The organism is Cryobacterium sp. N21 (assembly GCF_002929575.1).
GTDB classification, from domain to species: domain Bacteria; phylum Actinomycetota; class Actinomycetes; order Actinomycetales; family Microbacteriaceae; genus Cryobacterium; species Cryobacterium flavum.
Genome location: NZ_PJJQ01000036.1, coordinates 363235 through 377042 on the forward strand (window position 1 = coordinate 363235; position 13808 = coordinate 377042).

Sequence of the window (13808 nt, forward strand, 5' to 3'; positions counted from 1 at the left end):
CGCTGTGGCAGACTGAGCCAGTGCGCCCCCTCGATCCTCGCCTTCTTCGTTACGCCCACGCAGCGCGCCGATTTCTTCTGATCGGCGCGCTGCTGGGCTTCGCGCAAACCCTCGTCGTCATCGCGTTCGCCTGGCTGCTGACCCGGGCGATCACGCTCACGGTCGCGGGGGAGCCCCTGAGCACGATCATGCCGACCCTGGCCGCCCTCGCCGGGGTCGTTGTGCTGCGCTCGGTGCTCATCTGGCTGCTCGAAGTGGCGGCCAACCGCGGTGCCGCCCAGGTCAAGAGCCAACTGCGGGCCCGCGTCATGACCAAGCTTGCCGAACGCGGCCCCGACTGGGTCGCCTCCCAGCAGAGCGCTCGCCTGTCGACCGTCGTCACGACCGGTCTCGACGCCCTCGACAACTACTTCGCCCGCTACCTGCCGCAACTGTTGCTGACCATGATCGCCACACCGATCCTGATCGCGGTCATCCTCTGGCAAGACCTCGCGAGCGGCCTCACGGTCATCATCGTGATTCCGCTGATTCCCGTCTTCATGATTCTCATCGGCAAGGTCACCCAGTCGGTGCAGCAGGAACAATGGCAGGCGCTGCAGCGCCTCTCCACCGGATTTCTGGACGTGGTCGGGGGCCTCGGCACCCTCAAGATCTACGGTCGGGAACGACGCCAGTTCGACCGGATCCGTTCCATTACCGAGGAATATCGCACCCGCACCATGAAGGTGCTGCGCGTCTCGTTCCTCAGCGGCTTCGTGCTCGAACTCGCCGCGAGCCTCTCGGTCGCCCTCCTCGCCGTGTCGATCGGCCTGCGGCTCATCGACGGTGCCCTGCTGCTCGGCGTCGGTCTGTTCGTTCTGCTCCTCGCCCCGGAGGCGTTTCTGCCGCTGCGCCAGGTGGGCGCACAGTTTCACGCTGCCGCCGACGGGCTCGCGGCCGCCGAAGAGCTGTTCACCATTCTCGACGATGACTCCATCGCGACGGTCGCGACTGTCTCGACAGCGGATGCCGCGGCCGGCGCCGGTCTCGCAGCACCCCACGCTGGTCAACTCGGGCAGGCAGCCGGCGCCCTTCGTCTGGCGGGTGTCACCGTTCGGCGGGGCGACTCCGTGGTGATCCACCAGTTGCACGCGGATTTTGCCCCCGGCCAGCTGAGCGTGCTGCGCGGAGTCAGCGGGGTCGGCAAGTCGACCCTCGTAGCCGCCCTGCTCGGCTTCGTGCCGTACACCGGCGCCCTCACGCTCGGCGGCGTTGCCGTCACGGCCGGCGCGCCGCGCCCCTGGCTGGCCTGGGCCGGCCAGCGACCGGGCCTGTTCCGCGGAACGGTGGCCGAGAATGTGGCGCTGGGGGCGGCATCCGCTGAACCCGGCCTGATCGTGCAGGCCCTCGACTGGGCGGGAGCCGCCGAGGTGTTGCCCAGCAACGTTCTCGGGGTGAACGGCGACGGGCTCTCCGGCGGCCAGGCGCAACGCGTCGGAGCGGCCCGCGCCATCTACCGTGCGCTGGCGACCGAGTGCCACGTGCTGATTCTCGACGAACCGAGCTCAGCGCTCGACTCCGACGCCGAAGCCGGACTGCTGGCCGGCCTCCGCCACCTCGCCGACCAGGGACGCGTCGTGATCGTCGTCAGTCACCGGCCGGCCGTCGTCGCTGCCGCAGACCACGTGATCGAATTGCAGGAGCTCATCCATGTCTGACGTCACCACGGCTTCCCGCGACGTGCTGCGCCTCGCCCAGCCGCGCCCGCGCTGGTTTGCCCCCGGGCTGCTGGCCGGCATCGGGAGCGCCGTCATGGCCGTGGCGCTGCTCGCCTGCTCAGCCTGGCTGATCACCCGCGCGGCCGAGATGCCCTCGCTGGCGTTTCTCGGCCTGGCCGTCGTGGGCGTGCGCGCATTCGCCATCTTTCGCTCCGTGCTGCGCTACCTGGAACGCCTGACCAGCCACGATGCTGCCTTCCGGCAGCTGGCCGAACTGCGGCTGGGCATCTTTCGCCGCATCGTTCCGGTAGCACCGGCGGGCTTGGCGAGCACCGGTCGCGGCGACCTGCTGACCCGCCTGGTGCGTGACGTCGACGACCTGCAGGACCTCCCACTGCGCGTCCTACAGCCCCTGCTGGTGGCCGGCGTCACCGCGGGGCTCAGCGTGATCGGCATCTGGCTGATCCTTCCGCTGGCCGGCCTCACCCTGCTCGTCTGCCTGTTCCTGGCCGGGGTGCTCGGAACCGTGCTGCCTCGCAGCTTGGCCGCTCGGGCCGACCGCGAGCTCGCCCCGCTCCGCGGTGCCCTCGCCGACGAAGTGCTCGAAATCGCCCTGAACCTCGATGTGCTCACCGCCTTCGACGCCCTCAGCCCGCGCCTGGCGCAGCTCGCACGCACCGATGAGCGCCTGCGGCGCGCCACGCTGCGCCGGTCGGCCGGGGTGGGCGTGCAGTCCGCCGTCGTGGCCCTGTTCGCCGGAGCAGCAACGCTCGGCGCGCTCTACTTCGGGATCCCAGCGCTCGAGCGCGGGGGTGGGCTGCTCAGCCCGGACCTGCTCGTGCCCACCCTCGTCGTCGCCGTGCTCGTGCCGATGGCCGTGTTCGAGGTGTTCGGCATGATTCCCCTCGCGGCCGGGGCCTGGCGTCAGGTCCGGGTCAGCGCGCGTCGCGTCGCCGACGTCGTTCCGCAGGCTGTGCCCGCCGAAATTCCCGTCGACGTGGTGAACCCGCAGGAGCTTTTTTCTCCCGACCAGGCCCTCGGCCCGGTCGTACTGGAACTGACCGATCTAGGCGCGCGCTGGCCCGGCCAGGTCGACGCTGCTGTGGCCGGCGTGAGCCTGCGACTCGCGCCGGGGGACCGCGTGCACCTTGCCGGCCCAAGCGGCGCCGGCAAGACGACTCTCGCCCAGACGCTCGTGCGCTTTCTGGATTACACCGGTTCCTACCGGCTGAACGGGGTCGAGGCGCGCCTGCTGGCCCAGGATGAGGTGCGACGCGTGGTCGGACTGTGCGAGCAGCGACCCTGGTTGTTTGACGACAGCATCCGTCAGAATTTGCTGTTCGCCCGCGACACGGCCACTGACGCCGAACTCGAGGCTGTGCTCGCCCGCGTCGGCCTGGCCGTGTGGGCTGCCCAGCGCGGCGGACTCGAGGCCCGTGTGGGCGAGCGCGGCGCGCTCGTCTCCGGTGGACAGGCCCAGCGCATCGCCCTCGCCCGGGCCCTGCTGGCCGATTTTCCGGTGCTTATCGTCGACGAGCCCACGGCCAACGTCGACAGTGCGGGGGCGGATGCCCTCGTGCGCGACATTCTGACGGCCGCCGCCGACGCGCACCGTGCCGTGCTGCTCATTTCGCACACCCCCGTACCGGACGAGCTCGTAACAGCGCGGGTGACCCTGCCGGGCCGATAAGACGTCAGTCCATGTGGCGCTGTTCGCGTCGGTGCAGCCACTTCTTGATCAGGAACACCGCCAGGACGAACAGCGCGATCACGCCGACGAACAGGTAGCCGGCGAAGTGCAGCCGGCCGCTCAGCTCGCGGTAACCGCCGGCCGCCGCCGACCCCACGCTGACATAGGCGAGGGACCAGATGACGCAGGCCGGCACGGTCCAGGCCATGAAGGTTCGGTAGCGCATGCGGCTCGCGCCGACGGTGACCGGAATCAGTGAGTGCAGCACCGGAAGAAATCGGGAGATGAACACGGCGACACCGCCGCGCCGGTCGAGGTAATTCTCGGCGCGAATCCAGTTAGGTTCGCCGATACGTCGGCCGAATCTGCTGCCGCGAATGAACGGTCCGAAGTGATGTCCGAGGGCAAAGCCGATGCTTTCCCCGGCCAGGGCGCCGACGATCACGGCCGCTACAAGCGTGATGAACTCGACCGGGCCGTCGACCGCCGTGCTGGCCACAATGACGATCGTGTCGCCGGGAACGACAAGTCCCACCAGCACCGAAGTCTCCAGGAGCATGCCCAAAAAGGCCAGAAGCGTTCGAATGACCGGGTCGACGCCGGAGACGGTGTCGAGGATCCACGTGAGGATGTCATTCATTTCGCCCAGCCTACGTGCTCGGCGCGATTCAACAAGTCGCGCTGGCCGCCTTCGGGTACGGGCACCCCGCAAAGCTAGGCTGTTCTGGTGACCGGCCCCGTGCAGAGCAGACTCCTAAGCAGCTGGACGGACCCCGCGACGGCTTTTGCGGCCCTCTATTCCGACGCTCCCTACGCGTTCTGGCTCGATGCCGGCCCGGGCGCTCGCACCGGTGTCAGCTACCTCGGCGCAGCCTCGCCCCGCTCCCGGTTCGTGATCGCGTCGGTGATCGAGGGAACGGTCACGTCCGTCTTTCCAGCGGATGCTGCGCCGCCGGTCGTCACACACGAGACCGTTTTCGAGTTCCTCCGCCGCGACCTGGCCGATGATGAAACGTCGAGCCTCTCTGGGATCGAGGGGTTCGACCTCGGCTGGGTCGGCTGGCTCGGCTACGAACTCGGCGCGCACACTGTCGGCACGCCCGTGCACGAATCGCGCTACCCGGATGCTGCCCTGCTGGAGGTCGACCGGATGATCCGGTTCGACCACGACTCCCGCACCGTGACGCTTGTGGCGAGCCGGGGCGCGGATGATTCGAGTTCGGCCGATCTCAGCTCGGTCGTGACCGAGTGGTTCGACCAGACCGCCGCAGCACTGGCGGCGAGCCCGCGCGGGCCGGCGGCGGCCCGCGCGGCCGTACCCCGGGCATCCGCCGCTTCACCGCACTGGAGGCACGACGAAACCGAGTATGCCGCGCTGATCGAGACCTGTTTGTCGGCCATCCACGATGGCGACGCATACCAGTTGTGCCTGACCAATGAGATTCGGGTGCCGGGCCAGTGGCACCCGATCGAGACCTACGACGTGCTGCGGGCCGGCAGCCCCAGCCACCACGGCGGCGTGCTGCGCTTCGGTGACCTGGCGCTGCTCAGCGCGAGTCCGGAGCAGTTTTTGCACGTGGGCCGGGATCGACGCGTGCGTACCAAGCCGATCAAGGGCACGAGGCCGCGCTCGAAGGAGCCCGACGAGGACGAGCGGCTGAAAGTCGAACTTGCCCAGAGCGACAAGGAACGTGCCGAGAACCTGATGATCGTCGATCTCATGCGCAACGACCTCGGACGCATCGCCGAGCTCGGCACCGTGGCGGTGTCCAGCCTGCTCGCGGTGGAGAGCTACCCACACGTGCACCAGCTGGTCAGCACCATCGAAGCGCTTCTGTCACCGGGCGTCACGGTGGTCGACGCCATCCAAGCGTGCTTTCCGGCCGGGTCCATGACGGGCGCACCGAAGCGGAGCGCGATGACCATTCTGGACTCGCTGGAGACCGGGCCGCGGGGCGTCTACTCCGGGGCGTTCGGCTATGTCGGGCACGGCGGCGTCGCCGACCTGGCCATCGTCATCCGCAGTATCGTGCTCGATTCGTGCTGGGCCAGCATCGGCACGGGCGGCGGAATCACGGCCCTCTCCAACGCCGCCGACGAGATCGAGGAGACCCGAATCAAGGCGGCCGCCCTGCTTGCGAGCCTCGGTGTCGCCTGGCCCTAGTAATCTAGACCTTGTACACGTGCGCTTCGTCGCGCGTGCGCCCGAGCGAATGCTCCTGCATCGATCATGTTCAACCCCTGCAATGAATGAGAGTCACGTGGCACACGAGCACGAAAGCCTACGCATTGACGCGCGCGATGAGAGCAGCGAAGAAGTGTACGACTTCGCGGCGATCCAGGCGAAGTGGCAACCCATCTGGGAAGAGTTGGCCCCGTTCAAGACGAGCGGCGAGGGTGACACCCGTCCGCGCAAATTCGTGCTCGACATGTTCCCGTACCCCTCGGGCGACCTGCACATGGGCCACGCCGAGGTCTACGCGCTCGGAGACGTCGTCGCCCGCTACTGGCGCCACCAGGGCTTCAACGTGCTGCACCCGATCGGCTGGGACTCCTTCGGGCTACCCGCCGAGAACGCCGCCATCAAGCGCGGCATCGACCCGCGCGGCTGGACCTACGACAACATCGCGCAGCAGAAGAAAAGCATGAAGCTCTACGCGACCAGCTTCGACTGGGATCGCGAACTGCACACGAGCGACCCCGAGTACTACAAGTGGACCCAGTGGCTGTTCCTGCAGCTCTACAAGAAGGGCCTGGCCTACCGCAAGGACAGCTGGGTCAACTGGGACCCGATCGACCAGACCGTGCTCGCCAACGAGCAGGTGCTGGCCGACGGCACGAGCGACCGCAGTGGCGCCGTCGTGGTCAAGAAGAAGCTCACCCAGTGGTACTTCAAGATCACCGACTACGCCGACCGCCTGTTGGATGACCTCAACCAGCTCGAGGGCACCTGGCCGGCCAAGGTGCTCAACATGCAGCGCAACTGGATCGGCCGCTCCATCGGAGCGGATGTCGACTTTGCGATCGAGGGCCGCACCGAGCGCGTCACCGTGTTCACGACCAGGCCCGATACGCTGTTCGGCGCGACTTTCATGGTCGTCGCCCCCGATTCGGATCTCGCCGCCGAACTGGTGGCCGACTCCTCACCTGCGGTGCAGGAAGGCTTCCAGGAGTACCTCGTGCAGGTGCAGCGCAGTACCGAGATCGAACGTCAGGCCACCGACCGGCCCAAGACCGGCGTGTTCCTCGGCCGCTACGCGACCAACCCGGTCAACGGCGAACGCCTGCCCATCTGGGCGGCCGACTACGTGCTGGCCGATTACGGCACCGGGGCGATCATGGCCGTGCCGGCGCACGACCAGCGCGACCTCGACTTCGCCCGCGCGTTCGACCTGCCCGTGCGGGTCGTCGTCGACACCAATTCTCCGGCCACCGGCATGATCCCGGTGATCACCCAGGGCATGATCGACGGCACCGAGGAGCTGCCCTCGCTCGACCCGCTCAGCACCGGCATCGCCTTGGCCGGTGAAGGCCGGCTGATCAACTCGGGCCCGCTCAACGGCCTGAGCAAGATCACCGCGATCAAGCGCATCGTCGAGCAGCTCGCCGCCGACGGCTTGGGCCGCGCGGCCAAAAACTATCGTCTGCGCGACTGGCTGGTCTCCCGCCAGCGCTACTGGGGCGCTCCGATCCCGATCATCCATGGCGCCGACGGCACCGAGATCCCGGTGCCCGAAGACCAGCTGCCGGTGCTGCTGCCGCCCGCTGAGGGCCTCGACCTGAAGCCGCGGGGCACCTCACCGCTCGGCGGAGCGACCGACTGGGTCAATGTGCCCAACCCGATCGACGGCACGCCAGCCCGCCGCGATGCCGACACCCTGGACACCTTCGTCGACAGCTCCTGGTACTTCCTCCGGTTCCTGAACCCGCAGGACGACACCAAGGCCTTCGACCCGAAGGAGGCCGAGAAGTGGGCGCCGGTCGACCAGTATGTCGGCGGTGTCGAGCACGCCATTTTGCATCTGCTATACGCGCGCTTCATCACAAAGTTTCTGTTTGATGAGGGCTATGTGAGCTTCACCGAGCCGTTTACCGCGCTGCTCAACCAGGGCATGGTCATTCTCGACGGCGCCAAGATGAGTAAGAGTAAGGGCAACCTGGTCTACTTCACCGAGGAAATCGAACGCCACGGCGTCGACGCCGTTCGCCTGACGATGGCCTTCGCCGGCCCGCCGGAAGACGATATCGACTGGTCCGACGTGTCCCCGGTCGGCTCGGCCAAGTTTCTGGCCCGCGCCTGGCGCGTTGCCCGCGACGTCACCAGTGCCCCCGACGTGGAATGGAAGACGGGCGACCTCACCCTGCGCCGCGTCACCCACCGCTTCCTCTCCGATGCGCCTGGCCTGGTCGAATCGTTCAAGTTCAACGTGGTCGTCGCTCGACTGATGGAACTGGTCAACGCCACCCGCAAGGTCATCGACACCGGCGCCGGGCCGGCGGATGCCGCCGTGCGCGAAGCCGCCGAGGCCACCGCCATGGCGCTGAACCTGTTCGCCCCCTACACAGCTGAGGACATGTGGGCTCACCTCGGCTACGAGCCGTGCATCGCCCTCGTGCCGTGGCGCAAGGCCGAACAGACCCTGCTCGTGCAGGAGTCGGTGACGGCGGTCGTTCAGGTGGACGGCAAGATGCGCACCCTTCTCGAAGTCTCGCCGAAAATCTCCAGCGAAGACCTCGAGAAAATGGCGCGGGACGCGGCCGCGGTCATCCGATCGATCGGTGATCGCGAGATCATCAAGGTGATCGTGCGCGTGCCGAAGCTCGTCTCGTTCGTCACTCGCCCGTAGCGGTCAGCGACATACCGGCCCCGGTCGATCCGGCCTGACCGGTCAGGGCCTTCTCCACAGGGCTGCCCTTGGCCGGGCTGTGCACAGATCGGGTGACCGGCGGCAAGTGGATTCTGCGCGCGGCCTAGCCTGCCATCATGCAGCCCGACCGTTCCCCCTTCGACCTGGAGCGCCTCGCCCCCGCTGCCCGCGGGCGCCCCCGCCTTCGGGTCGGCGTCGGTGCGGCCGTTGTGTTGCTGCTGCTCGCCCTCGTCGTGGCCGTCATCGTGTCGGCCATCGGCCAGCAGGCCGGTCAGCGCACGGTCGGTACGGGATCGGTATCGATTCCGTCGGGTTCGACCTCAACCTTTGCGCCGTTCGACGCGGGTGCGAGTCCGGCACCTACCGATACCGGCGCGGGCGCTGGCGGGGGCGGCGCCATCATTTTCGTGCACGTCCTCGGAGCAGTGGCCCAGCCCGGACTGTTCCAGCTGCACGATGGTGCCCGGGTGATGGATGCGATTGCCGCTGCCGGCGGTTTGACCGCCGAGGCCGATCCGGCCGGAGTGAACCTGGCCCGCATCGTCGGTGATGGCGAACAGTTCTACGTTCCCCGGCAGGGCGAGGTGCCACCGGCGCTCCCGGCGGCAGGCGGGACCGGAGGAGGCGGCGGGGGTGGTGCCCCAGCGGCCAAGGTGAACCTCAACACGGCCACGGTGGCCGACTTGGATTCCCTGCCCCGCATCGGCCCTACTATGGCGCAGCGCATCATCGACTACCGCACCAAGAACGGCCGGTTCGCCAGCGTCGATGGGCTCCGCGACGTCACCGGGATTGGTGACAAAACCTTCGAGGCTCTCAAAGACCTCATCACGGTATGAGCCTCGACCTGCGGCTGGCGGTTCCGGCCCTCGCCGTATGGCTGACGGCCGGCCTCCTGATTGGAACTCCCGAGGCGGTCGGGGTCGTTGCTGTGACGCTCTGGCTGCTCGCCGGCGGCTGCACCGCCCTACTCGTCCTCAGTCGGATGCCGCGGCGCGGCCAGTGGCCGGGGGCGCCGCGGGCCGGGCGGTGGCAGACCCTCGGTGGCACCCTGGTGCTCTGCTGTACCGGCGCCGCGCTCGTGGCCACCGCCGTCGGTGTCTGGGCACCGGTGCGACTGCCATCCGAGGTGCGGGGCGCTGCCGAATCGCACGCGACGATCACGGCCACCATCACCGTGTGGTCAGTTCCGGTGGCGGCCAAGGCGTTCATCGGCAGCGGAACTTCGGGGCGGGTACGCTTTAAGGCCACGCTCACGCAGCTTGAGAGCCGGGGCGAGACCACGCCCGTCTCGAGCCCGGTCGTGGTCTTTGCCGAAGCGTCCCGGAGCGGGGCTGAACCAGAGATCGGTTCGAGCCTCGTGGTGCGCGGCACGCTGCGCACGACCGAACCGGGCGATGCCACGGTCGCCCTGCTGTTTGTGAACGAAACGGCGCGCGGTGTCGCCCCGCCGCCGTGGTGGTTGCAGTGGGCCAACGAGTTGCGGGCCCGGTTCAAGACAGCGGCGACGAGCCTCGCCGGCGACGGGGGAAACCTGCTGCCCGGCCTGGCTATCGGTGACACGAGCGCGGTCAGCCCCGGCCTGGATACCGCGATGAAAACCAGCTCACTCAGCCACCTCACCGCGGTATCCGGAGCTAATTGTGCCATCGTCATCGCCTCCATCATGCTGCTCGGTGGCTACCTCCGGCTGCGTCGTTCCTGGCGCATCGCATTGTCGCTGCTGACCCTGCTCGGTTTCACCATCCTGGTCACACCGGAGCCGAGCGTGCTGCGCTCGGCGGTCATGGCCACTCTCACCCTGGTCTCGATCGGTGCCGGTCGCCCAGGGCGCGGCCTGCCGACCTTGCTCGTCGTTGTCATCGCCCTGTTGGTGAGCGATCCGTGGCTGGCCCGCAACTACGGTTTCGCACTCTCGGTACTCGCAACGGCCGGGCTGTTACTCCTCGCCGGTCCCCTCGCACGCGTTCTGGCCCAGTGGATGCCGTCTGCACTCGCCGCGATCATCGCGATTCCCCTGGCCGCCCAACTGGCCTGCCAGCCCGTGCTGATTCTGCTGAACCCAAGCCTGCCGCTGTACGGAGTTCCTGCGAACATTCTCGCCGGTCCGGCCGCGCCGATTGCGACGGTGGTCGGGCTGATCGCCTGCCTGATGTTGCCGCTCCTGCCGGGCGTTGCCGCGGGCCTGCTCGCCGTGGCCTGGCTGCCGTCGGCCTGGATCGCCGCGGTCGCCCAGACGGTGTCGATGCTGCCCGGCACCCGGCTGCCCTGGCCCGGCGGTGCACCCGGCGTGCTGTTGCTCGCGGTCGTCACGGTGCTCACTTTCGTGGTCGTGCTGCGTGGCCGGGCCGCCACTCCGGCCCGCTGGCCGGCCGCGGTACTGGTCGTGCTACTCATCGGCCTGGGCGGTTACGCCGGGTCGCTCATCGGAACCGGCATCGGCCGTGTCGTCTCCTTCCCGCCCGACTGGCAGATCGCCGCCTGCGACATCGGCCAGGGTGACGCCGTCGTCGTGCGGGACGGCGATCAGTACGGACTCGTCGACGTCGGGCCGGACCCTAAACTACTTTCCGCCTGCCTCGGCACCCTCGGCATCAGTCGCATCAACCTACTCGTGCTCACTCACTACGACCTCGATCACATCGGCGGAGTCGACGCCGTGATCGGACGGGTGGACACCGCGCTGGTCGGCGTGCCGGAGAATGCCCAGGACGTAAGCCTGCACGAGCGGCTCGCCGCGGGCGGTGCCGCCGTTCGGCAGGCCGCGCGCGGCGATTCCGGTAACCTGGGCAGCCTCACCTGGAACATTCTCTGGCCTATTCGGGGAGCGACGACGATGCAGGTGGGCAACCCGGGAAGTGTCACGATCATGTTCGACGGGCGGGGCATCCGTTCTATCTTTCTCGGCGATCTCGGGCAGGAGGCGCAGGATGGCCTGCGTCGCGCATCATCGCCCGGCCGGGTCGATGTGGTGAAGGTCGCGCATCACGGCTCGGCCGATCAAAGCCCCGAACTGTATGCGGAGCTGCGGGCGCGGGTGGGGCTGATCTCGGTGGGGGTGAAGAACACCTATGGGCATCCGACCGAGAAACTGCTGAATATTCTCGCTTCGGTGGGCACGCTGTCGGTGCGCACCGATCGGGAGGGGATAGCGGTGGTCGCTCCGGGGCCGGGCGGCACGCTCGTGCTCTGGACCGAGAAGGTCGCCGACCATGGTCCGCCGGCGAACCCCACGCCGGCTGCCGAGAGCGTCGGTGGTGCGGGATAGGCTTGGTCGACAGCCGCACGAAACCCAAGGAGATCGCTTTGGCCGCACGACCCGCCACGACCGGTTCCCGGTCCGGAAAGGCTGCCCCGGCCCGCCCCAATAAGGGCACCGTCATTCCCCAGTTGGGCTGGCATCAGGTGCGTCCGGCACCGATCGTGCTCGTCTCCGGCACCGAAACGTTCCTCGCCGAGCGATCCATCCGCCAGCTGCGCGACTTTCTCAAGCTGGAAGACCCCAGCCTGGAAATCAGCGATGTGCAGGCCGACAGCTATGCGCCCGGTGAGCTGCTCACCCTGGCGAGCCCGTCGCTGTTCGGTGAGCCCCGCCTGATTCGGGTCAGCAACGTCGAGAAGTGCAGCGACACTTTTATGGCTGAAGCGCTCGACTACCTCGAGAACCCGGCCGACGACACCTATGTCGTGCTGCGGCACGGTGGGGGAGTGCGCGGCAAGAAGCTGCTCGATACCATTCGCAGCGGACTCGGCGGTGCCATCGAAATCGTCTGCACCGAGCTGAAGAAAGACACCGAGAAGTACGAATTCGCGACCAACGAGTTCAAGGCGGCGGGCAAGCGCGTCACGGCCAGCGCGCTGCGTCAGCTCGTCGCGGCCTTCTCCGACGACTTGGCCGAACTCTCGGCCGCCTGCCAGCAGCTCATTTCGGATGCGACCAGCGAGGTCACCGAGACCACGGTCGACCGGTACTACGGCGGTCGGGTAGAAACGAACGCCTTCAAGGTCGCCGACTGGGCCATTGCCGGTCGCAACGGTGAGGCGCTGGTCACCCTGCGGCACGCGCTGAGTTCCGGGGCGGATCCGGTACCGATCGTCGCGGCGTTCGCCATGAAGATCCGCACCATGGCCAAGGTATTCGGCGCCAGGGGCGGGTCGGCGCAGCTCGGCGCTCAGTTCGGCCTCGCTCCGTGGCAGGTGGAACGCGCGCAAAAAGACCTGCGCGGCTGGAGCGATGAGGGTCTGGCGCGCTGCATCCTCATGCTGGCCGAAACGGATGCCGCGGTGAAGGGTGCCGGGCGCGACCCGGTCTTCGCCCTCGAACGTCTGATCGGCGTCATCGCCCGTCGCGGCGAGGAGTAATCCGGTTCTTTTCCCTCAGCGGTCGTCGGCGTCCGCGACCGTGATGGTGGAGCGGTTCAGGTAGAGCCAGACTCCGTGCTGAAAGCTCGGGTTGCCACAGACCCGGCTGGCAACCCACACCGGCAGCAGGGTTGACGAACTGGCCAGATCGGTCGGTTTGGCCAGGGCCTCGAACGAGGACGGCAGGCTCGGGCAGTACTCCAGCTGCACCCGGCCGGTGACCTCGGAGAACTGCACCGAGACTGGTCGTTCGGCCGGGGGTGCCAGAATGCGCAGCGCCCCGAGTCCGGCAATCGCCATCACGGCAGCGATAGCGAACACGGCACCGAACCCCGACAGCGAGCGAATGCGTCGAATCGTTCGCGCTGCCCGGTCGACTTCCAAATCCGAGCTGATCGAGCGGGCAGTGGCAATCGATGCCGCAAGGTAGAACGTGATTCCAATAAGTAGAAGCGCGATCGAGGCCAGTGCGAGGAACAGCTGGGTGCGAGTAGCGCCGGAAACATCTTCGCCCGTGTTGAGTGCCAGCCACACGGCAACGGCGAGGGCGGCGGTGCAAAGCAGCGCGGCCAGAAACCGAGCGTGTGCGCGTCGATGGGGGCCGCTGCTATCGGGGATCAAACTGGCCGGTGGGGTGCTCTTCACCGCGTCAGTCTAGTGGGGTCGCTCGCACCATCCCGCTCGCCGCCAGCAGGATCATTCGGGGTGTGTCGCACGAGCGCACAGCGGTCACCGGTCGGGTTCGTTCGGGTGCGGGTTGAACCGGCCGGGCTCGACTGAGTGCAGAAAACCCCCGCCATGATGGCGGGGGTTTTCTGTGCGACGAGGGGCGGCATCCGCTCTGTGCGAGCCGACGCGGTTACCGACGTGCGGGTGGAGCCAGAACGGATCAGACGAGTGCGGAAACGGCCTTCGCGATGGCCGACTTCTTGTTCGCAGCCTGGTTCTGGTGGATAACACCCTTGCTGACGGCCTTGTCGAGCTTCTTGGAAGCAAAGGCGAGACCGACGACGGCCTTATCCTTGTCGCCAGCGGCAATCGCGGTGCGAGTCGCGCGAATCGCGGACTTGAACTCGCTCTTAACGGCCTTGTTGCGCTCCTGGGCCTTCTTGTTGGTGCCAATTCGCTTGATCTGCGACTTGATATTTGCCACGTTTTTACGCTTTCGTTAGATTTTGTATGGACAGCCGC

10 protein-coding genes are annotated in these 13808 nt (G+C 67.6%); 7 read left to right on the top strand and 3 right to left on the bottom strand.

What is annotated here, in order from left to right:
- The first annotated feature begins 20 nt into the window (after positions 1–20).
- Positions 21–1697, top strand: coding sequence for a thiol reductant ABC exporter subunit CydD (cydD, locus tag CXY77_RS18365; RefSeq protein ID WP_104090748.1), 1677 nt, complete (start codon positions 21–23; stop codon positions 1695–1697).
- Positions 1690–3387 carry a thiol reductant ABC exporter subunit CydC gene (gene cydC, locus CXY77_RS18370; RefSeq protein WP_104130675.1) on the top strand — a complete coding sequence of 566 codons (1698 nt, stop codon included), beginning with the start codon at positions 1690–1692 and terminating at the stop codon, positions 3385–3387. The genes cydD and cydC overlap by 8 nt, the downstream gene beginning before the upstream one ends.
- A 4-nt stretch (positions 3388–3391) precedes the next feature.
- Here the strand turns inward: cydC and CXY77_RS18375 are convergent, their stop codons facing one another.
- On the bottom strand, positions 3392–4027 hold the full coding sequence (locus tag CXY77_RS18375; RefSeq protein WP_104130676.1) for a DedA family protein: 636 nt from the start codon (positions 4025–4027) through the stop codon (positions 3392–3394).
- Positions 4028–4114: 87 nt separating this feature from the next.
- Between CXY77_RS18375 and CXY77_RS18380 the strand changes: the two genes are divergently transcribed.
- The 5 genes from CXY77_RS18380 to holA all read left to right on the top strand — a co-directional run bounded on the left by CXY77_RS18380 (position 4115) and on the right by holA (position 12617).
- Entirely contained in the window at positions 4115–5551 is a 1437-nt protein-coding gene (locus CXY77_RS18380) for an anthranilate synthase component I family protein (protein ID WP_104130677.1), read from the top strand.
- 97 nt (positions 5552–5648) lie between these two features.
- Positions 5649–8234 carry a leucine--tRNA ligase gene (leuS, locus tag CXY77_RS18385; protein WP_369827367.1) on the top strand — a complete coding sequence of 862 codons (2586 nt, stop codon included), beginning with the start codon at positions 5649–5651 and terminating at the stop codon, positions 8232–8234.
- A 137-nt stretch (positions 8235–8371) separates the two neighbouring features.
- Positions 8372–9094, top strand: coding sequence for a helix-hairpin-helix domain-containing protein (locus CXY77_RS18390; protein WP_092339794.1), 723 nt, complete (start codon positions 8372–8374; stop codon positions 9092–9094).
- Complete coding sequence (locus tag CXY77_RS18395) at positions 9091–11523, top strand: ComEC/Rec2 family competence protein (protein WP_104130678.1); 2433 nt, start codon at positions 9091–9093, stop codon at positions 11521–11523. The genes CXY77_RS18390 and CXY77_RS18395 overlap by 4 nt, the downstream gene beginning before the upstream one ends.
- Before the next feature lie 38 nt (positions 11524–11561).
- On the top strand, positions 11562–12617 hold the full coding sequence (gene holA, locus CXY77_RS18400; RefSeq protein ID WP_134505348.1) for a DNA polymerase III subunit delta: 1056 nt from the start codon (positions 11562–11564) through the stop codon (positions 12615–12617).
- 15 nt (positions 12618–12632) lie between these two features.
- Here holA and CXY77_RS18405 read toward each other — a convergent pair whose 3' ends face one another.
- A complete protein-coding gene (locus tag CXY77_RS18405) occupies positions 12633–13262 on the bottom strand; it encodes a hypothetical protein (RefSeq protein WP_104130679.1) in 630 nt (209 codons plus the stop codon).
- Between the two features lie 244 nt (positions 13263–13506).
- Complete coding sequence (gene rpsT, locus CXY77_RS18410) at positions 13507–13770, bottom strand: 30S ribosomal protein S20 (protein WP_092339797.1); 264 nt, start codon at positions 13768–13770, stop codon at positions 13507–13509.
- Between the last annotated feature and the right edge of the window lie 38 nt (positions 13771–13808).

What these genes read in the sequence shown, in the direction of transcription:
- cydC (WP_104130675.1), top strand. Translation starts at nt 1,690, where the DNA reads ATGTCTGACGTCACCACGGCTTCCCGCGACGTGCTGCGCCTCGCCCAG.
- CXY77_RS18390 (WP_092339794.1), top strand. Translation starts at nt 8,372, where the DNA reads ATGCAGCCCGACCGTTCCCCCTTCGACCTGGAGCGCCTCGCCCCCGCT.
- CXY77_RS18395 (WP_104130678.1), top strand. Translation starts at nt 9,091, where the DNA reads ATGAGCCTCGACCTGCGGCTGGCGGTTCCGGCCCTCGCCGTATGGCTG.
- CXY77_RS18375 (WP_104130676.1), bottom strand. Translation starts at nt 4,027, where the DNA reads ATGAATGACATCCTCACGTGGATCCTCGACACCGTCTCCGGCGTCGAC.